Below are 23,385 nucleotides of genomic sequence, written 5' to 3'. Positions count from 1 at the left end.
GTGCCGTGCCGTACCGGCGAGGTGGGCGCGCCGTGCCGTACCCGGCGGCGTGGACGTGCCGGCCGCCCGCACGATCCGGGCATGAGGCGGGCGTACGGGGGAACCGTCGATCAGCACGGGGAGACGAGGTGAACGCCATGGTGTCGCGACCACCCACCATCACCAGCCTGTCGGAGCTGACGGCACTGCTGGACGAGCGACGGGGTCTGTTCATCCGGTGGTCCAGGGACCTGGAGAGGGACGAGGCCAGCGGGTGCAGCCGGGACTCCCTCACCGGGGCCGCGCTGCCGGGCCTGTCCGCCAATCCCCTGGACGTCGAGGACTGGTGGGGGAACCGACCGGTCCGGCTGTGGGCGGCCCGCCGCCTGCACGACTACTCCCACCTGCGCCGCGAACGGGGACCCGGGGTCAGGGCGTGGGTCCTGTCCGGCCGGGAGGTGGGCCGGGGGCCCGACAACGAGCCCCTCATCGAGTGCCACGAGGCCGTGGCCACCGTCGACGACGCCGTCATGGAGGAGGCCGAGCAGCTGATCGGCAGCCAGGGCGCCGACGCGTGGGGGCCCCTCGACCGGGAGTCCGGCTCACGCGCCGGCTGACCCCGGCCCCGTTCCGGCCCACGGTCCCATCCGGTCCCATCCGGTCCCGCCCGTCCCACTCCGGCCCCCGGTTCCACCCGGCCCCACTCCGCTCCCCGATCCCGGCCGAGTCGGGCCGAGCCGAGTCAAGCCGAGGGGACCGAGCCGGGCGGGACCGAGCGGAGCGGGACGGGGCCCTCAGCCTTATGGCCGAGTCACGGCCGCCCCATGCCTCCGCTAACCTCGCCTAGGTCACGCAGGCGCGGCAGGGAAGGCATCCACGTTGATCGGCTGGTTCGAAGCGGTGGTCCTCGGACTCCTTCAGGGACTGACGGAGTTCCTGCCCATCTCCTCCAGCGCCCACATCCGGGTCGTCTCCGCCTTCCTCGGCTGGCCGGATCCGGGCGCCGCCTTCACCGCGGTGATCCAGCTCGGCACCGAGGCCGCGGTGCTCATCTACTTCCGCAAGGAGATCTGGGAGATCATCTCCACCTGGACCCGGGCCCTGTGGACGCCCGCGCTGCGCGCGCACCACGCCGCCCGCATGGGCTGGTACGTGATCGTCGGCACGCTCCCGATCCTCGTCCTGGGCCTGCTGTTCGAGGAGAAGATCGACACGATCTTCCGGGACCTGCGCCTGATCGGCACCACGCTGATCGTCTTCGGCCTGATCCTCTGGCTCGCCGACCGGAAGGCCCGCGACAAGCTCACGCTGGAGCGGCACCTCAGCTTCACCCACTCCGTCGTCTACGGCCTCGCCCAGTCCCTCGCCCTGATCCCGGGCGTCTCCCGCTCCGGCGGCACGATCACCGCGGGACTGCTGCTCGACTACCGCCGCGAGGAGGCCGCGAAGTACTCCTTCCTGCTGGCCATCCCCGCCGTGCTGGGCGCGGGCGTGCTGAAGCTGTTCGACATCGGCGAGGAGCAGGCGCCCGCCTGGGGGCCGACCATCCTGGCGACCGTGATCTCGTTCGCGGTCGGCTACGCGGCGGTCTCCTGGTTCCTGAAGTACATCAGCACCCACCGCTTCACCGGCTTCGTGATCTACCGGGTGGTCCTCGGCGTGGTGATCATCGCCCTGGTGAGCTTCGGCGTCCTGGACCCCTCCGCGGGCCAGGGGTGACCCGGGCGGGACCGGTCCCCGCCCGGAGCCCGTCATGGTCGGTGACAGTAACGGCACAGTGATCAGAAATGCCTGACATGTCCGGCCGCGCCGGGCAAGATTGCCGGTGATGAACAGGCAGCCGCCTCCGGACCCCGGCGTCCCGCCGCACCGCATCGGGGTCTACACCCCGGTCCGCCGCCTCGGCGAGGGCGGCATGGGCATCGTCCACCTGGCGCGCGATCCCGCGGGCCGGCAGGTGGCGCTCAAGGTCATGCGTCCTCAGCTCGCCGCGCAGGAGGAGTTCCGCCGGCGCTTCCGCAAGGAGGCGGAGGCCGCGCAGAAGGTCGCGCGTTTCTGCACGGCGGCGGTGCTCGACGTGGGCATGGAGGACGGTCGGGCCTATCTCGTCACCGAGTACGTCGAGGGCCCGGACCTCGCGACCGTCATCGAGGAGCAGGGGCCCGTCACCGGGTCCAACCTGGACGCCCTGGCCGTCGGGGTGGCCACGGCCCTGTCGGCCATCCACCGGGCGGGAGTCGTCCACCGGGATCTCAAGCCGTCGAACATCCTGCTCAGCCCGGTCGGGCCGCGCGTCATCGACTTCGGCATCGCTCAGCTCGCGGAGACGGCGAGCGGGGACACCGGCGTGGTGATCGGCACCCCTTCGTACATGTCCCCCGAGCAGGTCAACGGCGAGCGTGTCACGGCGGCGGCCGACATCTTCGCGTGGGGCTGCGTGGTCGCCTACGCCGCCACCGGCCGCCCCCCGTTCGGCGGCGGGGCCGCTCCGTCGGTCCTCTACCGGGTCGCCCACCACGCACCGCACCTCGACGGGCTCGACGAACGGCTGCGCCCCCTCGTCGAGCGGGCGCTCGACAAGGACCCCGCCCGCCGGCCCACCGCCCAGCAGCTCATCGACCGGCTCCTCGGCCAGGAGGAGGTGGCGGCCGAGACCGCGACCAAGGCGGTCAGCGACAGCTGGACCCCGGCCCGGCCCCGGGTCCCCACCCGGATCGCGTCCGGCGACGGCTCTCCGGCCGACGGCTCCCGGAGCCGGTGGACGGTGCCGGTGCTCGCCGCGGTCACCGCGCTCGCGGTCGCGGCGGCCGTGCTCTCCTTCGTCCTCCGGCCGGACGCGGGCGGGCGGGAGCCGTCCGGGAACGGCCTGCCGGTCGGCCGGGACCTCCGGATCGACGGGATCCCCCTGCACGTCGAGATCGCCTCGCTCACCCGCAAGGGGCAGGGAGTGACCCTGCAGTGGTCGGTCCGCAACACCGGCACCGACGACTGGAACCCGTGGATCGCGTTCGGGTCGCAGTCGGCGACGGCCCCGTTCTACTACAACAGCACCGCGGGCGTGATGCTGGTGGACCCCTCCAGCGGCAGGAAGTACGGTCCCACGATCGACGGGGACACCTGCTCGTGCAGCCCCACCACGGGGACCCTCGCGCCGGGGGACACCGAGTCGTACTACTCCGTCTTCACCGGGGTGCCCGAGTCCGCGGAGGAGCTGGGCGTCCAGATCCCCAGTGTCGGGCTGTTCGCGAACGTGCCGATCTCCTCGTAGCGCTCCTCGTTCCGGCCGGCCGGATCCGGCGGGTTGAATGGGGGTCGTGACGGCGAACGGACAGGACCACAGCGGACGGCCGCCGGACGGACCGGGCCGCAGCAGACGGACCGGGGACAGGCCGGGCCGCAGCAGACGGGCCACGGACGGACCGGGCCACGGCAGACGGGCCGCCGACGGGCCGGGGAGCACCGGGCGCCTGCGCTCCGAGTGGTCGGGCCTGCCCGTCCGGCACGCCCTGCCCGAGCTGCTCGCCGCCCTGGACGCATGCGGCACCGCCGTGCTCGTCGCGCCTCCCGGCACCGGCAAGACCACCCTCGTCCCGCTCGCCCTCGCCGGGCTCCTCGACGGCTCGGCCCGCGGCAGGGTGGTCGTGGCCGAGCCGCGCCGGATGGCGGTGCGGGCCGCGGCCCGGCGCATGGCCTGGCTGCTGGGCTCGGAGGTCGGCGCCGAGGTGGGCTTCTCGGTCAGGGGCGAGCGCCGGGCCGGACCGGGCACCGTCGTCGAGGTCGTCACCACCGGCGTCCTCCTCCAGCGCCTCCAGCGCGATCCCGAGCTGGACGGCGTGCACACGGTCCTGCTCGACGAGTGCCACGAGCGCCACCTGGACGCCGACACCGCCCTCGCCTTCCTCCTCGACGTCCGCGCGACCCTCCGCCCCGACCTGTGGATCCTCGCCGCCTCGGCCACCGCCGACGCCGGCCCCTGGGCCCGCCTGCTCGCCACCGGAACCCCCGGTGACACCGCGTCCTCCACGGATCGGGGGATCACCGCCGGCCTCTCCACCGGACCGGGAACCGCACCCGGCCCCGGCACGCCGGAGCCCGCGGCGCCGATCGTCCGCGCCTCCGGCACCATGCACCCCGTCACCCCGGTCTGGGCCCCGCCCACCCGGCCCGTCACCCCGCCCCACGGCCTGCGCGTCGACCCCGCCTTCCTGGCCCACGTCGCCGACGTCGTGCGGCGGGCGCTCGCCGAGCACGGCGGGGACGTGCTCTGCTTCCTGCCGGGGGTCGGCGAGATCGGCCGCGTCGCCGGAATGCTCGCCGACCTCGAGCGCTCCGGCGGTCCGGAGGGAGACGGCCGTGCGGGCCGTCTCGGCGAACCGCAGGGCGGCGGCCGCACGGACCGCCCCGGCGAACCGCAGGGCGGGCGCCCGGCCCGCCCCGGCGGGCTGCGGATCCTCCAGGTCCACGGCCAGGCCCCGGCCCGCGTCCAGGACGAGGTCCTCTCCCCCGACCCCGGCGGCGCCCGGCGGGTGGTCCTGGCGACCTCTGTCGCCGAGTCGAGCCTCACCGTGCCCGGCGTCCGGATCGTGGTCGACTCCGGCCTGGCCCGCGAGCCCCGCACCGACCACGCCCGCGGCCTGGGCTCCCTCACCACGGTCCGCGTCTCCCGCGCCTCCGCCGACCAGCGCGCCGGACGGGCGGGCCGGGAGGGCCCCGGCGTCGTCTACCGGTGCTGGTCCCCGGCCGAGCACGACCGGCTTCCCGAGCACGGCCGCCCCGAGATCGCCCTCGCCGACCTGACCGGTTTCGCCCTCCAGGCCGCCTGCTGGGGCGACCCGGCCGCGCAGGGCCTGGCCCTGCTCGACCCGCCGCCGCCCGCCGCGCTGGAGGCCGCACACCGTACGTTGCGCGCCCTCGGCGCCCTCGTGACCCCGGGCACCGCAGACGGCGCGGACGACGCGGGAGCGAAGGGCGCTCCTACCCTCTCCAGGGCCCGGGTCACCGGCCGAGGCCGCCGGATGGCCGCGGCCGGCGTCCACCCGCGCCTGGCCAGAGCCCTCGTCGACGCCGGCGGACGGGCCGCCGAGGTCGTCGCGCTGCTGTCGGAGCAGCTCCCCCGCGACGCGGGTGACGACCTGGTCGCGGTCTGGCGTACGGCCCGCCGAGGCGGCGACGGGTTCTCCGCCCGCTGGCGTCAGGAGGCCGGGCGCCTGGCCCGTGCCGTACCGGGGGAGAGCCGTCACGGAAGCGGAGCCGGTGCGGGAGGCGCGGGCACGACCCCGGAGCGGACACGACGGGAACCCCCGGGCGCCGGAGGCCGGACCGAAGAGCGGGCCGGGGAGCGGAGCGATGACGCGATCGCCGGGCTGGTGGTGGCGCTGGCCTACCCGGAACGGGTGGCCAGGCGGCGGGGCGGGGCCTACCTGATGGCCTCGGGGACCGCCGCGGAGCTGCCCGCGGGCTCCCGGCTCGGCTCCGCGGAGTGGCTCGCGGTCGCGGTCGCGGACCGGCCCGCGGGCTCGGCGGCGGCCCGGATCAGGCAGGCCGTCGTGATCGACGAGGAGACCGCGAGATCGGCCGCCGCCCCCCTGTACTCCGTCGCGGACGAGGTCGCCTGGCGCGTCCCGCCGGGAGAGCGGCGGGGGGACGTCACGGCCCGCCGGGTCGAGCGCCTCGGCGCCGTCGAACTCTCCTCGGTCCCCCTCCGCGACGCCGACGTCCGGCCCGCCCTGCTGGACGGCCTGCGCGCCGAGGGCCCGTCGATCCTGCGCTGGACCCCCGAGGCCGCCGCCCTGCGCGAGCGCCTGGCGTTCTGCCGGCGCGCGCTCGGCGACCCCTGGCCGGCCGTGGACGACGCCGCCCTGGTCGAGGCCGCCGACCTCTGGCTGGAGCCCGAGCTGTCCCGCGCCCGCCGCCGCGCCGACCTGGAGCGCCTCGACGCGGCCGCGGCCCTGCGCCGGCTGGTCCCGTGGAGCGCCCGCCTGGACGAGACGGCCCCCGAGCGGATCGAGGTGCCGAGCGGGTCGCGGATCAGGATCGACTACTCCGGCGAGCGGCCGGTCCTCGCCGCCAAGCTGCAGGAGCTGTTCGGCTGGGACGACGCCCCGCGGATCGCCGGGGTGCCCCTGGTCGTGCACCTGCTCTCCCCGGCGGGCCGCCCGGCCGCGGTCACCTCGGACCTGGCGTCCTTCTGGCGCGAGGGCTACCGCGCGGTCCGCGCCGAGCTGCGGGGCCGCTACCCCCGGCACCCCTGGCCCGAGGACCCCCTGTCCGCCGTCGCCACCCGCCGCGCCAACCCGCGCCGCTGAGCCCGCCCCCGGACCGTCAGGCGCTCCCGGACCGTCAGACGGTCCCAGGCCGTCAGACGGTCCCAGGCCGTCAGACGGTCCCAGGCCGTCAGACGGGCAGGCGGTCCCGGGTGGGGACGATGTCCTCGAACCGGGTGACGGGCATGTCCCTGGAGCGGATGGTGCCGCCGAGGGCCGCGGCGAGGGCCACGGCGGCCTGGTAGAGGCGTTCCAGCTCCGGGTCGTCCGGGCCGTCGGGGCGGAGCTCCAGGTCGACCAGGTGGTCGGTGCCGTCCGTCCAGCCGGGCTCCGGATGGCTGTAGTGCACCTGGAGGCGCTCGTCCTTGCCGCCGACCCGGCACAGGCCCAGGTCGTGGTCGTGCTCGACGGCCCGCTCGCCGAGGACCGGGCGCACCAGGTGGGCCACCTCCTCGCAGTCGAGCGCGGCGCGCCCGCCCAGGTTCACCTCGACGTCCACCTGGTCGTCGTGCTCCTCCGGCGGGTACAGCGCCCCGCCCATCCGGCTGGCCAGGCCGTTCAGCAGGAAGGTCCCCGCGGTCCGGTGCCCGCCGCCGCAGGCGATGATCGCCCCGCGCCGGTCCGCGGGCACGCGCGCCCTGGCGGCGAGGCCCTCGGTGAGCTCGGCCCAGCGGACCCGGGTCCCCCGCACGACGAACCAGTCCCCCGACGACGTCAGGTCGGGGTCGTACTGGCGGAGCAGGCCCTCCAACCGGGCCGGCTCCGGGGGCCGGTAGGTGAGCAGGGCGGGATGACGTCGTAGCTGGCGTGCCGTGCGATCGAGGAACCACATGCCTCCCAGTGTGCGGGGGCGCACTTGGGACTCACTTGCAGGCCCGTGCCCGGCCGGGGAGGCCGCCCGCCGCACCGCTCGCGCACCCCGCCCGCCGTACGGCTCGCGCACCGCCACCCCTCGCACCGCTCGCCCACCGTACGGCTTGCGCGCACCGCCGCCCCATGGGCTATCGTAGTGATATCACTTCGATAGACCCCCGATAGCAGAGGTGGGATTCATGGAACGACGTGCATTCCGGGTCAACGGCTTCATCGTCCTGCTCGGCCTGCTGGTGCTGGGCGCGGTGCTGGCGGCGGTCGTGGTGTCGGCCGGGTGGACCGACTCGATCGTGGCGCTGCTCGGCACCGTGGGCCCGTGGGGCCTCGCCGCGCTCGTCCTGCTCAGCGGGTTCACCGTGGTCAACCCCAACGAGGCGAAGGTCGTGCAGTTCCTCGGCCGCTACGTCGGCACGGTGAAGGAGACGGGATTCCAGTGGGTCCTGCCGTTCACCACCAAGCAGCACGTCACCCTGAGGGTGCGCAACTTCGAGACGGCCAAGCTCAAGGTCAACGACGCCGACGGCAACCCGGTCGAGATCGCCGCGGTCGTCGTCTACAAGGTCACCGACACCGCCAAGGCCGCCTTCTCCGTCGACGACTACGAGGAGTACGTCGCGATCCAGTCCGAGGCGGCCGTCCGCCACCTCGCCACCAGCCACCCCTACGACGCCCACGAGGAGGGCCGGACCAGCCTGCGCGACGGCGCCGAGGTCGCCGGGGAGCTCACCGCCGAACTGCGCGAGCGCACCGAGCTCGCCGGTGTCGAGGTCCTGGAGGCGCGGATCACCCATCTCGCCTATGCTCCGGAGATCGCCCAGGCGATGCTGGTCCGCCAGCAGGCCGCCCAGGTCGTCGCGGCCCGCACGCACATCGTGGCCGGCGCCGTGGGCATGGTCCGGCTGGCGCTGGACAGGCTGGCCGAGGAGGGCGTGGTGGATCTGGACGAGGAGCGGAAGGCGCAGATGGTCTCCAACCTCCTGGTCGTCCTGTGCGGCGACCGGGCGACCCAGCCGGTGGTCAACGCCGGCAGTCTCTACTCCTGACCATGCCGGAGCGCAAGAAGCTCCTGCTCCGGCTCGATCCGGCCGTCTACGAGGCGATCGCCAGGTGGGCGGCCGACGACCTGCGCAGCATCAACGCCCAAATCGAGTACGCCCTGCGCCGGGCGCTCAAGGAGGCGGGCCGCGAGCCGCGCAGGTCGCCGGAGGACGACAAGTCACCCGATTGAGACATAGGGCGCTTCCCCTCGGAGTGCCCGCAGGACCACACTCGGTATATGTCGTGGGTGGGGAGATCCGCAGCGGAGATCGCGGAGGCCGTGCGGCAGGGAAAGGCCACGGCTCCGCGGGTCGTCGAAGAGCACCTCGGCGCGATCGCCGAACGCGACGGGCGCATCGGGGCGTTCCGCACGGTCCGCGCCGAGGCCGCGCTCGCCGAGGCGCACGCCGTACAGGAGCGCGAGGACCTCGCGGAGCTGCCGCTCGCCGGGGTGCCCGTGGCGGTCAAGGACAACGTCGCGGTCCGCGGTGAGGCGCTCCGCAACGGCTCGGCCGCCACCTCCGGCGCCCCCGAGCCCGAGGACCACCCCGTGGTGGCCAGGCTCCGCGCGGCGGGCGCGGTGGTCGTCGGGATCACCAACGTGCCGGAGCTCTGCCTGGCCGGGTTCTCCGACAGCGTGTACGGCACGGCGCGCAACCCCTGGGACCCCGCCCGCACCCCCGGCGGTTCGTCCGGCGGGAGCGCCGCGGCCGTGGCGGCGGGGATGGTCCCGCTGGCCCACGGCAACGACGGGCTCGGCTCGCTGCGCATCCCGGCCGCCTGCTGCGGCCTCGTCACGATCAAGCCCGGCCACGGGCTGGTCCCGCCGCCGGAGCACGACTGGCACGCCATGTCGGAGAACGGCCCGCTCGCCACGACGGTGACCGACCTGGCCCTCGCCCTCGCCGTGATGGCCGGCGACATGTCCCTGGCCACGCCGGACCGGATCGAGTCCCTGCGGGTGGGGGAGACGATCGACGACTATCCGGGCGGGCTGCTCCCGTCCGAGCCGGTGCGGCTCCGGGTCGCCGTCGCGCCGCTGCCGCTCCCGCCGGGGTTCGCGGTGGACGAGGAGTTCCAGCGGGCGGTGACCGACGCCGCGCGCACCCTCGGCGAGGCCGGGCACACGGTCGTGGAGCACGGCACCCGGCTGCCCGTCTGGCTCGGCTCCGCCGCGGTGGCCGCCTGGTTCGCGTGCGCCCGCGAGGACGTCGCGGGCCTCGACCGCCGCAGGCTGGAACGGCGCACCAAGGCCCTGGCCCGCGCGGGGAGGCTCCTCGCCCGGTTCGGCCTGGACGGGTCCAGGGGTCGCGACCGATGGCGGGCCCACGGCGCCGACCAGTGGTTCGGCAACGCCGACGTGCTCGTCACCCCGGCGCTCGCCGCGGTCCCGCCGCCCGCCGCCCGCTGGGGCGAGCGCGGCCTGCTGGCCAACGTCCGCGTCAACCTGGCCTACGCCCCCGCCACCGCCCCCTGGAACCTGGCCGGCTGGCCCGCCATGACCGTCCCGTACGGCAGGCACTCCACCGGCGTGCCCATCGGCGTCCAGCTCGTCGCCGCCCCCGGCGGCGAGGCCCAGCTGCTCACCCTGGCGGCCCGGATCGAGGCCGCCCGCCCCTGGCCCCGCCACGCCCCGCCCCTCTGAACGGGCAGGACGCGGCGGGAAAGGGTCAGACGCCCGTCGGGTGCCAGACCGTCTTGGTCTCCAGGAAGGCCGTCATCCGGCGGACGCCGGGGTCGGCCGACCAGTCCGGGTCGGACGGGCGGAGCACCCGCTTGAGGTTCTCCGCCGCGGCCTGCTCGCACGTCACCGCCAGCTCCGCGTCGGCCACGCCGGTGAGGTCGATCGCGTTGACGTCCATGTGCGCGGCCAGCCACGGGGCGAGCTCCTTCACCGAGCCGGTGAGGACGTTCACCACGCCGCCGGGCAGGTCCGAGGTGGCGAGCACCTCGGCCAGCGTGATCGCCGGGAGCGGCGCCCGCTCGCTGGCGACCACCACGCACGTGTTGCCGGTGACGATCACCGGGGCGATCACCGAGACCAGCCCCAGCAGCGGCTCGTCCGGCGCGACCACCGCGACCACGCCGGTCGGCTCCGGCGAGGAGAGGTTGAAGTACGGCCCGGCGACCGGGTTGGCCGCCCCCGCCACTGAGGTGATCTTGTCCGACCACCCTGCGTACCAGACCAGCCGGTCGACCGCCGCGTCCACGGCCTCGCCGGGCCGCCCGGCGCCGGTGTCGGCCAGCTCCGCGGCGAACTGCGCCCGGCGGCCCTCCAGCATCTCGGCGATCCGGTAGAGGATCTGCCCCCGGTTGTAGGCCGTCGCGCCCGACCAGCCGCCGAAGGCCTTGCGGGCCGCGACGACCGCGTCGCGGGCGTCCTTGCGGGAGGCCTTCGAGGCGTTGGCCAGGAACTCGCCCTCAGAGGAGGCCACGGGGTAGGACCTTCCGCTCTCCGACCGCGGGAACGCCCCGCCGATGTACAGCTTGTACGTCTTGCGCACGGCCAGCCGGGCGGACTCCCGCGAGTTCCCGCGCTCGCCGGACGCCGGCTCGCCGGACGCCGACTCTCTGGACGCCGCCCCAACGGACGCCGACTCACCCGAGTCCGCGACGCCGATCCTCCCCGCGCCGGACTTCCCGGCGCCCGGCTTCCCCGCCCGGCCCGGCGCGCCGGATCGGCGCCCGTCCGGCGCCTCGTCCGCCCGCGCCCTGCCCGGCTGGTCCCTGCCCGGCAGGTCCTTGCCCGGCTGCTCCGCCTCAGTCATTTCCGCGCCCTCTCCACGTGCTCTGCTGCTGTGCCAGCCGTACCGGCACGAAGACCTGGCCGCAGCGGCTCACCCCGCACCGGTGGGCGAACCAGCCCCGCAGCGCCGGGCGACCGGCGCGGGCGAAACCGTGGCCCCGGGTGCTCTGGGACCGGCGGGCCCTGGAGCCGCCGGGCCCCGACCTCCGGTATTCACACATCGAGATACGCCTCCAGCCCGTGCCGTCCGCCCTCCCGGCCGTAGCCGGACTCCTTGTAGCCGCCGAACGGCGAGGTGGGGTCGAACTTGTTGAAGGTGTTGGCCCACACCACGCCCGCGCGGAGCCGGTCGGCCATCCACAGGATGCGCGAGCCCTTCTCCGTCCAGACGCCGGCCGACAGGCCGTACGGGGTGTTGTTGGCCTTCTCCACGGCCTCGGCCGGGGTGCGGAAGGTCAGCATGGCCAGGACTGGGCCGAAGACCTCGTCGCGGGCGATCCGGTGCGACTGGGCGACCCCGGTGAAGATCGTCGGCGGGAACCAGAAGCCCCGGCCGGGGAGCTCGCACGCCGGGGACCAGCGCTCGGCGCCCTCGGCCTCGCCGATGTCCGACAGCTCGCGGACCCGGGCGAGCTGCTCCGCGGAGTTGATCGCGCCGATGTCGGTGTTCTTGTCCAGCGGGTCGCCGAGCCGGAGCCTGCTCAGGCGGCGCTTGAGCGCCTCCAGCAGCTCGTCCGCGACCGACTCCTGGACCAGCAGCCGGGAGCCCGCGCAGCAGACGTGGCCCTGGTTGAAGAAGATGCCGTCGACGATGCCCTCGACGGCCTGGTCGATCGCGGCGTCGTCGAAGACGATGTTGGCGGCCTTGCCGCCCAGCTCCAGGGTGACCTTCTTGCCGGAGCCCGCGACGCTGCGCGCGATCAGGCGGCCGACCTCGGTGGAACCGGTGAAGGCGACCTTGTTCACGTCCGGGTGGTTCACCACGGCCGCGCCGGTCTCCCCCGCGCCGGTGACGATGTTCACCACGCCGGGCGGGAGGTCGGCCTGCCGGCAGATCTCCGCGAAGAGCAGGGCGGTCAGCGGCGTCGTCTCGGCGGGCTTGAGCACCACCGTGTTGCCGCAGGCCAGCGCCGGGGCGACCTTCCAGGCCAGCATGAGCAGCGGGAAGTTCCACGGGATGACCTGGCCGGCCACGCCCAGCGGCTTCGGGTCCGGGCCGTAGCCGGCGTGGCCGAGCTTGTCGGCCCAGCCCGCGTAGTAGAAGAAGTGCGCGGCGACCAGCGGCAGGTCCACGTCGCGCGCCTCGCGGATCGGCTTGCCGTTGTCCAGCGTCTCCAGCACCGCCAGCTCGCGCGAGCGCTCCTGGATGATGCGGGCGATCCGGAACAGGTACTTGGCCCGCTCGGAGCCGGGCATCGCCGACCAGGTGCCGAACGCCCTGCGCGCGGCCCGGACGGCGCGGTCCACGTCGGCCTCGGAGGCCGCGGCCACCTCGGCCAGGGTCTCCTCGGTCGCGGGGTTGATCGTCTTGAAGGCGGCGCCCGCCCCGTCGGTGAACTCGCCGTCGATGAACAGGCCGTAGGACGACTTGACGTCGACGACGTCGCGGGACTCGGGTGCCGGTGCGTACTCGAACATCGCCTCAGTCCAGGGTGAAGTAGTCGGGGCCCGCGTACCGGCCGGTCGCCATCTTCTGGCGCTGCATCAGCAGGTCGTTGAGCAGGGTGGAGGCGCCCAGGCGGAACCAGTCGGGATCCAGCCAGCCCTCGCCGACGGTCTCGTTGACCAGGACGAGCATCTTGATCGCGTCCTTGGTCGTCCGGATGCCGCCCGCGGGCTTCACCCCGACCTTGCGGCCGGTCGCCGCCAGGAAGTCCCGGACCGCCTCCAGCATGATCAGCGTCACCGGGAGCGTCGCGGCGGGCTGGACCTTGCCCGTGGAGGTCTTGATGAAGTCGGCGCCGGCCAGCATCGCCAGCCAGGACGCACGCCGTACGTTGTCGTAGGTCGCGAGCTCGCCGGTCTCCAGGATCACCTTGAGGTGCGCGTCGTGCTCGCCTCCGGGGCGGGCGCAGGCGGCCTTGATCGCGGCGATCTCCTCGAAGACCTTCGAGTAGCCGCCCGACAAGAACGCGCCCCGGTCGATGACCATGTCGATCTCGTCGGCGCCGGCGGCCACCGCGAGCGCGGTGTCGGCGACCTTGACGTCCAGCGACGAGCGCCCGCTCGGGAACGCGGTGGCGACGCTGGCCACCTTCACGCCGGAGCCCGCGAGCGCGTCCACCGCCAGGGCGACCAGGTCGGGATAGACGCAGACCGCGGCCACCTTGGGCACGGACGGGTCGCTCGGATCGGGGTGGACGGCCTTGGCGCACATCGCGCGGACCTTGCCGGGCGTGTCCGCGCCCTCCAGGGTCGTCAGGTCCACCATGCGGATGGCCAGGTCGATCGCCTCCGCCTTGGCGGTCGTCTTGATCGACCGGGTACCGAGCATCGCGGCTCGCTGGTCCGCGCCCACCCGGTCGACACCGGGCAGGCCGTGCAGGAAGGCTCGCAGCGTGGCGTCGGACGAGGCCACGTCAGCGAGCGGAGTAGTCATGGTTGACACCACTCCAGCATGCCGACTCGTGTGTTCAGTTCCAAACTGGACATGGCCGAGACCGGTAACGGGTTTTCGTGAACATTCGCCGAGTTCAGCGACGGAACGGACCGCACACGGTCACGGCGCGCCCGGGATGCCCGCGGGAGCGGCGGGTCCCTCCGGCTGCTCCCGCCCGGCGGCCCTAGGCCCGTCCTAGGCGTCCGGGCGGACGTCCTAGGCCGTGGGTGAGGCGATCTCCGCCCCTAGATAAGGCATCCGTCCGATGTGGGACCGGGGGCCTTAGGGCGAATCTTGAGTGTGTAAGGAAATCGCACCGCTTCAAGGAGGAGCCCGACATGGGTCCCGAGATTCACTTCCAGGTAATGATCACCCGCAACGCCGAGCTCCGCGAGGAGGCGGCCGCGCACCGCCGGGCGCGCGAGGTCCAGGCCGCCCGCAAGGTCCGCTCCGAGGGCGGTCTCCGCCGGGGGCTGCGCTTCTTCGGCAAGACCAGCGCCGCATGAGGTCCGTACGAGAGCCCGGCCGCACGCCTCTGCCCGGCCGGGCATCTCTGCCTCCGTAGGGGTTCTTCCGCCGCAGGCCCTTCGCGCCCGCACCCGCGGACGCGCCCCTTCCGCTGAGGCAGCCGCGCCTACGAACGTGCCCCTTCCGCCGCAGGCCGTCCGGGCCCGCGGAGGTGTCTCCGCCACCGCGGGCGCCCCGCCGACGGGGCGCACGCGGTTTCCCGGTGGGCGGTCCTCCGCTTCACCCGGTCCTCCGGTCAGAGCGGCCCTCCGGTTAAACGGAGGAATCACGACAGAAGACATGACATGCTGGAAAACATGATGGGTCGGGCGGTGAGCCCCGTCTTCGTGGGGCGGGAGTCGGAGCTCGCGGATCTGGCCGAGGCCTTCGAGCAGGCGCGGAAGAAGAACGCCGCCGCGGTGCTGCTCGGCGGCGAGGCGGGGGTCGGCAAGAGCCGCCTGGTCACGTGCTTCGCCGAACGGGCCGCGCTCGACGGCGCGCGGGTGCTGGCCGGCGGCTGCGTGGAGCTGTCCACCGAGGGCCTCGCCTACGCGCCCTTCACCGCCGCGATCCGCCAGCTGGTCCGCGAGCGGGGAGCCGACGAGGTGGCGGCGCTGCTGCCGGACGGCGCGGCCCGCGACCTGGCCCGGCTGCTGCCCGAGTTCGGCGAGCCCGGCGGCGACACCGAGAGCGAGACCGCGCGGGCCCGGCTCTTCGAGCAGATCCTGACCCTGATGGAGCGACTGGCCGAGCAGCGCCCCGTCGTCCTCGTCATAGAGGACATCCACTGGGCCGACCGGTCCAGCCGCGACCTGATCGCCTTCCTCAGCCGCAACCTGCGCACCGCGCCGGTCCTGATGGTCCTCACCTACCGCTCCGACGACCTGCACCGCCAGCATCCGCTCCGGCCGGTGCTCGCCGAGCTCGGCCGGGTGGACGGGGTCCTGCGGATGGACCTGCCCCGGCTCACCCAGGACGAGGTGGCCGCGCAGATGGCGGGCATCCTCGGCACGGTCCCGGAGTTCGCCCGGGTCGGCGAGGTCTACCGGCGCAGCGAGGGCATCCCGCTGTTCGTCGAGGCGCTGACGGAGTGCGGCGACGGCTGCTCCTTCCCCGACTCCCTGCACGACCTGATCATCGGTTCGGTCGAGCGGCTGCCGGACGAGACCCAGCGCGTGCTGCGCGTCGCCGCCGCGGGCGGCATCCGGGTCGGCCACGATCTGCTCGCCGCCGTCAGCGGCCTGTCCGACCTGGAGCTGGAGGACGCGATCCGGCCCGCCGTCGCGGCCAACGTGATCCAGGTCGCCGACGGCCGCGCGTACGCCTTCCGGCACGCGCTCATCCGCGAGGCCGTGCACGACGAGCTGCTGCCCGGCGAGCACGTACGGCTGCACGCCCGCTTCGCCGAGGAGATCGAGCGGGACCGCGCGCTGGTCCCGCCGGGCCGCGCCGCCATCGAGATCGCCCATCACTGGTACTCCGCCCGCGACGACCTGTGGGCCCTCGTCTCGGCCTGGGAGGCCGCGCAGAAGGCCGCGCGGACCTTCGCCTACAACGAGAAGGTGCAGTTGCTGGAGCGGGTCCTCGCGCTGTGGAGCAAGGTCCCCGACGCCTCGGCGCGGATCGGCGCGGACCACACCACGGTCCTGGAGCAGGCCTCGGAGGCCGCCTACGCCTGCGGGGAGCTCGACCGCGGCACGAAGTTCGTCAAGGCCGCCCTGGCCGAGCTGGACGAGAAGACGGAGCCCGAGCGGGTGGCCGAGCTGGTCGTACGGCTCTCGCAGTTCAAGCTGGCCAAGCGGAAGCCGGGAGCGCTCGCCGACCTCCGCTACGCCGAGCGGCTGGTGCCCGGGCCGGGCCTGGCCCGCGCCCACGTGCTGGCCAGGCTCGGCTCCTACCTGATGTTCCGCAGCGAGGTGGACGAGGGGACCGCGCTCACCGAGGAGGCGCTGGCCATCTCCCGCGCCCACGGCGACGAGTGCCTGGAGGCCGACCTGCTGCTCAACCTGGGGGTGGGCCACTCGATCGCGGGCCGGCTCCATCTCCTGGTCGAGGCCAACGAGACCGCCATGGAGATCGGCAGACGCCTCGGCTCGGGCCGGATCGTGCTGCGCGCCCTGGCCAACAGCGTGGACGCGCTCAACAACCTGGGCCGCTCGGCCGAGGCCGTCGAGCTCGCGCTGGAGGGCGAGAGGCTGGCCCGCAAGTACGGCCGCTACCGCGCCCACGGTGCCTTCATCGCCAACAACCGGGCCGAGGTGCTGGAGGCGCTGGGCCGCTTCGACGAGGCGGCCGAGCTGGCCGAGCGGGAGCTCGCCAGGGATCCCTCCACCCGCGACCGGCACCACCTGAACCGGACCCGCGCGGCGGTGGCCGCCGCGCGCGGTGAGACCGAGGTGCTCAGGGCCGTCCTGGCCGAGCTGGCGCTCTCCCCCGAGCAGGCGGAGTTCACCCAGGAGGCGGTGGTCAACGCCTGTCTGGCGATGCGGCTGCACCTGCTGGAGGGCGAGCCGGCGACCGCCCTCGACGTGGCCGAGAAGGTCACCCTGGAGGCCCGCATCCTGAGCAAGCCCGAACTCGGCTGGCGGCTGGTCGCCCAGATCGCCGTGGTGTGCGACGCCGCCAGCCTCATCGCGCCCGAGCGGGCGGCGGCGCTGCGCGACCGGATCGAGGCGACCGCCGCCGCGATGACCGTGGACGGCCCGGTCGCCGAGGCCTACCGGTTCTGCCTCACCGGCGACCACGACGCCGCCGCCTCCGCCTGGGAGCGGCTGGACCGGCCGTTCCTGCGCGCCTCGTCGCTGCTCCAGGCGGCACGCGCCGCCGCCGCGGCGGGCGACCGCGAGGGCGCCGCCGTACGGCTCCGCGCGGCCCATCCGGTCGCGGAGGCGCTGTCGGCCCGGCCGCTGATCGCCGAGATCGAGTCCCTGGCCCGCCGGGTCGGCACCGCGCTCGCACCGGAGGCCCGGCAGGCGGCGGAGGGGACCGCGGAAGCCGTCTCGCTCACCCCGCGCGAGCAGGAGGTGCTCCGGCTCGTCGCACAGGGCCGCTCCAACCGGGACATCGCCGCGGAGCTGTTCATCTCGGCCAAGACGGTGAGCGTGCACGTCTCGAACATCCTGGGCAAGCTCGGCGTCTCGACCCGCGGCGAGGCCGCGGCGGCCGCCCACCGCCTGGCCCTGATCGGCTGAGGCGCCGCGGCGCCGTCCGCGCACGGACGGGACACGGGAACGGCCTGCGCACGACCAGGGCGCAGGAACGACCAGGACGCGGACGGGTCGCGGTCAGGACGCGGTCCGGGAGTCCTCCCCGCGGATCTCCTCCAGCGAGAGGCGCATCGCGTCGGCGGCACGGGTGAACCAGTCGGCCAGCACGGCGACCTCGTCGGGCGAGTAGTCGGCGAACAGCTCGGAGAGCCGGTCGTAGAAGGGCTGGTAGACCACGGCGACCCGGGCCGCGGCGGACGCGTCCGCGACGATCCGCACCCGTCTGCGGTCCGCGGGATCGGCCTGACGTCGGGCGTAACCGGCCCGTTCGAGGCGGTTGACGACCCCGGTGATCGCGCCGGTGGTCAGGTTGGCCTTCTCCGCCAGGTCCCCTGCGGTCGGGGGCTCGTCTCCGAAGTCCCAGATGTGAGCCAGACACGTGAGATCGGTGACGTTCAGACCCAGCCGCTGGGCGATGTCGTTCTGCCCGACGATGCTCAGCGCGATGAGCCGGTCCATGCCGGCCAGCGCCTGGGTGCTCGACGCCTCGGGGCGGGGCTTGCCTTCCACGACCACTCTCCTTAGCATCTAATATATTTAGTACGTAAGATAAATCTTTCTCCACTCTACGCCGGAGATCGAAGCCTCGCCAAGGAGAGCCATGAGCGGAATGCACGGCGACTACGACCTGGGCCACACGGTCGCGGGCTGGACCGGGTGCGGTGTCGCCCTCGCCGGAGCCGCGACCATCGGGGTGTCCGTGTGCGCGGCGTGGCTCCCCGGCGTCTGGCTGGGGGCGGGGACCCTCGCGGCCGCCGGACTGATCACGTGGGCGCTGCACCTGATGGGCTGGGGCAAGCCCAGCGGACCCCGGCCGGCGGACCAGTGGGACTGGAGGCTGCGGGACCCGATGACGGCCCACGCCGACTGCCTCGCCTGCCGCCTGGCCGGAGGACCGCTGGGGGCCGCCCGTCGGCGCGTCCCCCAGCCGGTGACCATGCCGATCAGGTGAGCACCGGCTCGACCAGCAGGAGCACGCCGAAGACCGCGAAGGCGGCGGCGGCGCCGTACCGGATGACCTTCTCCGGCAGGTTCTTGCCGAGCAGGCGGCCGACCACGATGGCCAGCGCGTCGGCGGCGACCATGCCGACCGTCGAGCCGATCCAGGTGCCGACCCAGTCGTGCTGGGTGGCCAGGGTGATGGTGGCGAGCATGGTCTTGTCGCCGAGTTCGGCCAGGAAGAACGCCACGGTCACCGCGATGATCGCCGACCGGGTGGTGCGCTTGGCCTTGGCCGCCTCGTCCTCGGTCAGCTCGTCGCCGCGGAGCGTCCACAGGGCGAAGCCGAGGAAGGCGATGCCCGCCACGATCGTGATGGCGGTGGTGGGCAGGAACTCGCCGACCAGCCCGCCGAGGCCGACGCTGACGAGGTGGACCACCGCGGTGGCCAGGGTGATGCCGGCCAGGACCGGCCACGGCTTGAACCGGGTGGCGAAGGTCATCGCCATGAGCTGGCTCTTGTCGCCGAGCTCGGCGACGAAGATCACAGCGAGACTGATCCAGAACGCTTCCAACGGGGTCGCCCTTCACGCGCATGCGACCGGGCCGGAAGGGGGCACCCGGGGAGTCTCGGGCGCGCTTCGGCCCGGCGGCATGAATTTCGGTATGCCTGCCAGGCCGAAGGTCTCGTCCGCCTGTGCCTGCCAGGCCCGCGCGACCGGGCGCCCTGGGGCGCCAGCATGTCGATCACGCGATTGGGACTACTCCCCTTCGGGTGTTTCCACCCGACCCTAACACCCGGCGCCCGGGACTCATTCCGCTACAGGCGTGTGCCGGCCATCACAGGCTCGTTGACGAGCGTCACCCCGAACTTCTCCCGCACGCCGTCACGGACCTCCCTGGCCAGGGCGAGCAGGTCCTCGGTGGTCGCCGCCAGCTCCGGATTGGTCAGGGCGAGGGTGTGCTTGGTGGAGATCGCGGCCGGGCCGCGCCGGTACCCCTTGGGGAAGCCTGCGTTCTCGATCAGCCAGGCCGCGGGGACCTTCACGGCCCCGCCGGGCACGTCCCAGCGGGGGAAGCCGGGCGCGCGCAGCTCCAGCTCGGCCGCCTCGTCCGCGGTCAGCACCGGGTTGGTGAAGAACGAGCCCGCGCTCCGGGTGTCCGGGTCGGCGGGGTCGAGGACCATGCCCTTGCCCGCGCGCAGCGTCAGGACCGCCTGCCGTACCTCCGCCAGCGGCGCCCGCTCGCCGAGGCCGACGCCCAGCCGGGCGGCGAGCTCCTTGTAGGCGATCGGGGCGGACAGGCCGCCGTTCCCGGCGTCCCGCGGGAGCGCGTAGGTGACCGCGAGCACGAGGTGCCGTCCGGGCTCCTGCTTGAAGGCGCTGTGCCGGTAGGCGAATCCGCACTCGGCCGCGGTCAGGTCCCGCACCTCGCCCGCCACCCGGTCGTAGACCCGGACCGCGGTTATCGTCTGCGAGACGTCCTGCCCGTAGGCTCCGACGTTCTGGATCGGGGTGGAGCCGACCAGCCCGGGGATGCCCGACAGGCACTCGATCCCCGGTCTCCCCTCGGCCACGGCCCGCTCGACCAGCGCGTCCCAGTCCTCCCCGGCCTGCGCGGTGATCCTGTCCCCGCCGTTCCAGCCGGCGTCACCGGCACCGGAGTCCCCGTTCCCACCGTTCCGGCCGTCACCGCCTGCGCCCGAGTCCTCGCTCCCGCTCCCGCCGTTCCGGCCGGTCTCTGCGGCACCGGAGTCCCCGTTCCCGGCGACCTCGATCCCCCGCGACGCGACGCGCACGACCAGGCCGTCGAACCCCTCGTCGGCCACGACCAGGTTGCTGCCACCGCCGAGCACGAGCACCGGCTCACCCGCCCGGTCCGCCTCCGCGACCAGCCCGACGAGCTCCTCCGCCGACCTCGCCTCCACGAACGCCCGAGCCGGTCCGCCCAGCCCCAACGTCGTGTACGGCGCCAGCCGTACCCCTGCAACCCGCTCAGCCATGCCCCATCCCCAGCAGACCCGACAAAATTCGCGACCAGCCTATGTGCCCTCGAACGTCCCGGACACAGGCAGACTCGAACACGGACGGCCCCGGACACGGACGGCCCCGGGTACGGACCGGGTACGGGTACGGGTACGGACCGGGTACGGCCCCGAACACGGACCGGGTACGGACCGGGTACGGACCGGCTCGAATGCGGACCGGCTCGTACACGGAGTAGGCGCGGATACGGACCGAAGCAGGATGCGGGCACCGACCGGGCCGGACGCAGGTCGGGCGCGGACGGGCACGGGCCTTCAGGCTTCCGGCCACCGCGGGCGGGCGCGCTCCGCAACGCTCCCGCCCCAAGCTCCCGGAGCGGTCAGGTGGCCGCGCCGTCGCGCCGGGACGGCCCGGGAGAACCCGCGGGATCCTCGTCCTGGCCCTGCGGCATGGTCTCGTCCAGCCGCGACACCGACAGGCTCCCGTCCCAGAGGCGCTGCGAGGAGACCGCCCGTTCGGGGTTGCCCTCCAGCTCGTTGCCGCCCTCCCGGCCGACGAGCTCGGACCCCTCGGGCACCTGCTCCGGCGCCGCCTCCTCGTCGGCGAGCAGCTTGGCACCGGACGGGTCCGCCCTCTCGGGGGAGCCGCCCCGCCTCGCGGTCTCGGCGGCCTCCTGCACCGGCCGGTCATGGACCCGCTCGCCGGCCCGCTCCTCGGCCCGCTCACTGACATGACGTGGTGTTTCACTCATGCCCAGACGCTACCCACGGACCGGGGGAAGATTCTCGCCCCGATCCGCAGCAACCCCGGCCTCCGGCGATCCGTCAGGAGAGCTGGACCACCGCACGGGCCTTGGAGAGCACCCGCGAGCCGTCGCACCTGGCGGTCAGGGCTACCACCACGCGCTTGTCCTCGAGCTTCTCCTCGACCACGCCGCTCACCGTGATGACGGCGCCCTTCTCGTCGTCCGGGACGACCACCATGGACGAGAACCGCACGCCGTAGTCGACGACCGCGGCCGGGTCCCCCGCCCAGTCGGTGACGAAGCGCCCCCCCTGGGCCATGGTGAACATGCCGTGGGCGATGACGTCGGGCAGCCCCACGGTCTTGGCGAAGCGCTCGTTCCAGTGGATGGGGTTGAAGTCGCCCGAGGCGCCGGCGTACATCACCAGGCTCGCGCGGCGGACCGGATAGTCCGCGGCCGGGATCTCCTGGCCCACCTCGATGTCGTCGTACTTGACCGTCGCGGCCATCAGCCCGCTCCTCCACGCTCGACGATGGTGTTGTAGGTCGTGCAGACGGGCTCGCCCCCGACGGTCGTCACATCGCTTCGCACGGTGATGAACTCGTTGCGGCCGACGCTGCGGATGTCGGTCACGGTCGAGACGCTGACCAGCTCGTCACCGGCGTAGATGGGCCGCTGGTACTGGAAGCGCTGCTCGCCGTGGACGACCATCGCGAAGTTCAGGCCGAGCTCGGGGTCGGCCAAGATCGCCCCTCCGGCCAGGCTGAACACGATGGGGAAGGTCGGCGGGGCCACGACGTCCGGATGACCGGCGGCCCGCGCGGCCTCCCTGTCCCGGTAGATCGGGTTGTTGTCCCCGATCGCCGTCGCGAACTCTTTGATCTTCACGCGACTGACCTCGTAGGGCGAGGAGGGCGCGGACGCCCGCCCGACGAAATCACGGTTCAGAGCCATCGTGCTCCTTTACGGAATCCGAGCCGGTGAGGCCGACATTAACAGAACAACGTTCGGGAGAGCGGTCTCCCGACGGCCACCAGGAAACCGTAGCCCGGCCGGGGACCCGTCCGGGTGTGGAGCACGGTCAACACCCGGACGGGAAAGCTGTCCGGAAACGACAAACCGGCGCCCCAGGAGAGGACGCCGGTCGTCGAATGAATATGTGAATGCCGCAGAACTGTAGATCTGCAGAAGCGCTCATCCTCCGCCACGAGGCGGAGGGCCGCGCGGAGACTAACGGGTCTCGCGGTGCGCCTGGTGCGTCTTGCAGTTGGGGCAGTACTTCTTGAGCTCAAGCCGGTCCGGGTCGTTACGCCGGTTCTTCCGCGTGATGTAGTTGCGGTGCTTGCACTCCTGGCAGGCCAGCGTGATCTTGGGCCTAACGTCGGTGGCAGCCACGTGGGAGTGCCTTTCTACGTTCGGGACTGGGACAACCCACGCCAGGGCTCCTTCTAGGGAAGGGAGCCCGGGAGGGTAGTAGCGGAGGCCGGACTTGAACCGGCGACACAACGATTATGAGCCGTTTGCTCTGCCTGACTGAGCTACTCCGCCTTGAGGCCGACGAAATCGACCGGCCTCCGCAAGGATACCCGACTCGCGGAGCGACCGCGTACCTGTGCAGGTCGGAACCACTATCAGGGACTTGCCCCGATATGTCCGCCCACGCGTCGGGAACCTTGAGCATTTCCAGGTGGCTGCATCGAGTCCACCCAAGCCAAAAGCCCCAACCATAAGGCCAGGGCGTTCAGGCTGTGGAGCCCCCAAACGGAATCGAACCGTTGACCTTCTCCTTACCATGGAGACGCTCTGCCGACTGAGCTATAGGGGCCTGTCCGTTGTCGCTCTCGCGCTGCGGACAGGTGTAACCATACACGCCCGGCGCACGCGATGTGAAATCAGATCGCGCGCCCCGTTCCGGTACGGTCCCGCCTGAGCCGGGCACCGCAAGCCCGGCCGCGCACGAAGGAGGACGCATGACGCACATCGAGTTCGGCACCCCGCCGACGCTGCCCCCGACCAACGGCTACAGCCACGTCGCGAGCGTTGCACCGGGCAGCCGGCTCGTCTGGACCTCGGGTCAGGTCCCGATCGCCGCGGACGGCACACCTGCCGCCGCCGGTGACTGGGAGGCCCAGACCCGCCTGGTCATGCAGAACGTCGGTGCCGCCCTCGAGGCGGCCGGAGCGGCCTGGGAGCACGTGTTCAAGCTGACGATCTTCGTTGTCGACACCTCGGCGCTGCCCGTCGTGCGGGCCGTACGCGACGAGTTCATCGATCTGGAGCGGCCGCCCACGAGCTCGCTCGTCCAGGTCGCGGGCCTGTTCCGACCTGACATCCTGATCGAGATCGAGGCGGTCGCCGCGGTCCCGGTCGGCCCCCTGTCTCCCTGATGATGAGGAGAGCCCGGGCCGGGGCCCGCCCGCTCTCCTACCGATTTCCCGCCGATGA

The 23,385-nt window shown here is 73.4% G+C and carries 22 protein-coding genes and 2 tRNA genes; 11 read left to right on the top strand and 13 right to left on the bottom strand.

All coding sequences use genetic code 11. The annotated features are described in order from the left end of the window. Positions 1-137: 137 nt before the first annotated feature. The 4 genes from IEZ07_RS05565 to IEZ07_RS05545 all read left to right on the top strand — a co-directional run bounded on the left by IEZ07_RS05565 (position 138) and on the right by IEZ07_RS05545 (position 6,284). Positions 138-596 carry a DUF6098 family protein gene (locus IEZ07_RS05565; RefSeq protein ID WP_191894089.1) on the top strand — a complete coding sequence of 153 codons (459 nt, stop codon included), beginning with the start codon at positions 138-140 and terminating at the stop codon, positions 594-596. A 262-nt stretch (positions 597-858) separates the two neighbouring features. Beyond that, positions 859-1,698 (top strand): undecaprenyl-diphosphate phosphatase, encoded by an 840-nt coding sequence (locus IEZ07_RS05560; RefSeq protein WP_196466474.1) that lies wholly within the window; start codon positions 859-861, stop codon positions 1,696-1,698. A gap of 109 nt (positions 1,699-1,807) precedes the next feature. Then, positions 1,808-3,247 (top strand): serine/threonine-protein kinase, encoded by a 1,440-nt coding sequence (locus tag IEZ07_RS05555; protein ID WP_191893804.1) that lies wholly within the window; start codon positions 1,808-1,810, stop codon positions 3,245-3,247. A 199-nt stretch (positions 3,248-3,446) separates the two neighbouring features. Further along, complete coding sequence (locus tag IEZ07_RS05545) at positions 3,447-6,284, top strand: ATP-dependent RNA helicase (protein ID WP_239319659.1); 2,838 nt, start codon at positions 3,447-3,449, stop codon at positions 6,282-6,284. 88 nt (positions 6,285-6,372) lie between these two features. Here IEZ07_RS05545 and IEZ07_RS05540 read toward each other — a convergent pair whose 3' ends face one another. Next, the gene (locus IEZ07_RS05540; protein WP_068896307.1) at positions 6,373-7,074 is read right to left on the bottom strand and encodes a hypothetical protein; all 702 of its coding nucleotides are present in this window, start codon (positions 7,072-7,074) and stop codon (positions 6,373-6,375) included. A gap of 220 nt (positions 7,075-7,294) precedes the next feature. Between IEZ07_RS05540 and IEZ07_RS05535 the strand changes: the two genes are divergently transcribed. From IEZ07_RS05535 to IEZ07_RS05525, 3 genes are read left to right on the top strand one after another with little or no spacing between them, the layout of a single operon-like run. Beyond that, on the top strand, positions 7,295-8,158 hold the full coding sequence (locus tag IEZ07_RS05535; RefSeq protein WP_191893803.1) for an SPFH domain-containing protein: 864 nt from the start codon (positions 7,295-7,297) through the stop codon (positions 8,156-8,158). A gap of 2 nt (positions 8,159-8,160) precedes the next feature. Continuing rightward, entirely contained in the window at positions 8,161-8,343 is a 183-nt protein-coding gene (locus tag IEZ07_RS05530) for a type II toxin-antitoxin system antitoxin (RefSeq protein ID WP_068896303.1), read from the top strand. Positions 8,344-8,391: 48 nt separating this feature from the next. After that, positions 8,392-9,798 carry an amidase gene (locus IEZ07_RS05525; RefSeq protein WP_191893802.1) on the top strand — a complete coding sequence of 469 codons (1,407 nt, stop codon included), beginning with the start codon at positions 8,392-8,394 and terminating at the stop codon, positions 9,796-9,798. A 25-nt stretch (positions 9,799-9,823) separates the two neighbouring features. On the opposite strand, the gene IEZ07_RS05520 is transcribed toward IEZ07_RS05525, so the two are convergent. The 3 genes from IEZ07_RS05520 to deoC form a co-directional block, all read right to left on the bottom strand. Continuing rightward, entirely contained in the window at positions 9,824-10,663 is an 840-nt protein-coding gene (locus IEZ07_RS05520) for an aldehyde dehydrogenase family protein (protein WP_191894088.1), read from the bottom strand. Positions 10,664-11,112: 449 nt separating this feature from the next. Further along, positions 11,113-12,537 (bottom strand): aldehyde dehydrogenase family protein, encoded by a 1,425-nt coding sequence (locus tag IEZ07_RS05515; RefSeq protein ID WP_068896300.1) that lies wholly within the window; start codon positions 12,535-12,537, stop codon positions 11,113-11,115. Positions 12,538-12,541: 4 nt separating this feature from the next. Beyond that, positions 12,542-13,498: a deoxyribose-phosphate aldolase gene (deoC, locus tag IEZ07_RS05510; RefSeq protein ID WP_191893801.1), complete on the bottom strand. Its 957-nt coding sequence runs from the start codon at positions 13,496-13,498 to the stop codon at positions 12,542-12,544. A gap of 338 nt (positions 13,499-13,836) precedes the next feature. Between deoC and IEZ07_RS05505 the strand changes: the two genes are divergently transcribed. Together IEZ07_RS05505 and IEZ07_RS05500 are read left to right on the top strand one after the other, a co-directional pair. Further along, a complete protein-coding gene (locus IEZ07_RS05505) occupies positions 13,837-14,004 on the top strand; it encodes a hypothetical protein (protein WP_191893800.1) in 168 nt (55 codons plus the stop codon). Between the two features lie 306 nt (positions 14,005-14,310). Beyond that, positions 14,311-17,196 carry a helix-turn-helix transcriptional regulator gene (locus tag IEZ07_RS05500; protein WP_191893799.1) on the top strand — a complete coding sequence of 962 codons (2,886 nt, stop codon included), beginning with the start codon at positions 14,311-14,313 and terminating at the stop codon, positions 17,194-17,196. Between the two features lie 93 nt (positions 17,197-17,289). Here IEZ07_RS05500 and IEZ07_RS05495 read toward each other — a convergent pair whose 3' ends face one another. Then, positions 17,290-17,781, bottom strand: coding sequence for a MarR family winged helix-turn-helix transcriptional regulator (locus IEZ07_RS05495; protein WP_191893798.1), 492 nt, complete (start codon positions 17,779-17,781; stop codon positions 17,290-17,292). 91 nt (positions 17,782-17,872) lie between these two features. On the opposite strand from IEZ07_RS05495, the gene IEZ07_RS05490 reads away from it, so the two are divergent. After that, positions 17,873-18,223 (top strand): HGxxPAAW family protein, encoded by a 351-nt coding sequence (locus tag IEZ07_RS05490; RefSeq protein WP_204054297.1) that lies wholly within the window; start codon positions 17,873-17,875, stop codon positions 18,221-18,223. On the opposite strand, the gene IEZ07_RS05485 is transcribed toward IEZ07_RS05490, so the two are convergent. The 8 genes from IEZ07_RS05485 to IEZ07_RS05450 form a co-directional block, all read right to left on the bottom strand. Further along, the gene (locus IEZ07_RS05485; RefSeq protein ID WP_191893797.1) at positions 18,216-18,785 is read right to left on the bottom strand and encodes a TMEM165/GDT1 family protein; all 570 of its coding nucleotides are present in this window, start codon (positions 18,783-18,785) and stop codon (positions 18,216-18,218) included. The two genes, IEZ07_RS05490 and IEZ07_RS05485, sit on opposite strands and share 8 nt — an antisense overlap. A gap of 245 nt (positions 18,786-19,030) precedes the next feature. After that, entirely contained in the window at positions 19,031-20,212 is a 1,182-nt protein-coding gene (locus IEZ07_RS05480) for a UDP-N-acetylmuramate dehydrogenase (protein ID WP_191893796.1), read from the bottom strand. Positions 20,213-20,574: 362 nt separating this feature from the next. Further along, the gene (locus IEZ07_RS05475) at positions 20,575-20,946 is read right to left on the bottom strand and encodes a hypothetical protein (RefSeq protein ID WP_191893795.1); all 372 of its coding nucleotides are present in this window, start codon (positions 20,944-20,946) and stop codon (positions 20,575-20,577) included. Positions 20,947-21,019: 73 nt separating this feature from the next. Next, on the bottom strand, positions 21,020-21,448 hold the full coding sequence (locus IEZ07_RS05470; RefSeq protein ID WP_068896284.1) for a MaoC family dehydratase: 429 nt from the start codon (positions 21,446-21,448) through the stop codon (positions 21,020-21,022). Continuing rightward, the gene (locus IEZ07_RS05465) at positions 21,448-21,894 is read right to left on the bottom strand and encodes a MaoC family dehydratase N-terminal domain-containing protein (RefSeq protein ID WP_068896282.1); all 447 of its coding nucleotides are present in this window, start codon (positions 21,892-21,894) and stop codon (positions 21,448-21,450) included. Before IEZ07_RS05465 ends, IEZ07_RS05470 begins: the two co-directional genes overlap by 1 nt. 276 nt (positions 21,895-22,170) lie before the next feature. Continuing rightward, on the bottom strand, positions 22,171-22,335 hold the full coding sequence (rpmG, locus tag IEZ07_RS05460; RefSeq protein ID WP_030921771.1) for a 50S ribosomal protein L33: 165 nt from the start codon (positions 22,333-22,335) through the stop codon (positions 22,171-22,173). 79 nt (positions 22,336-22,414) lie between these two features. After that, positions 22,415-22,488: transfer RNA gene (locus tag IEZ07_RS05455), tRNA-Met, on the bottom strand. 201 nt (positions 22,489-22,689) lie between these two features. Beyond that, a tRNA-Thr gene (locus tag IEZ07_RS05450) sits at positions 22,690-22,765 on the bottom strand. A 145-nt stretch (positions 22,766-22,910) separates the two neighbouring features. On the opposite strand from IEZ07_RS05450, the gene IEZ07_RS05445 reads away from it, so the two are divergent. Continuing rightward, entirely contained in the window at positions 22,911-23,327 is a 417-nt protein-coding gene (locus IEZ07_RS05445; protein ID WP_191893794.1) for a RidA family protein, read from the top strand. Positions 23,328-23,385 lie beyond the last annotated feature (58 nt).

Origin of the sequence: Planomonospora parontospora, from assembly GCA_014647935.1 — a bacterium.
GTDB lineage: Bacteria > Actinomycetota > Actinomycetes > Streptosporangiales > Streptosporangiaceae > Planomonospora > Planomonospora parontospora.
Note: the sequence above shows the minus strand (reverse complement) of the source record. Positions and strands in the feature narration are given on the sequence as shown.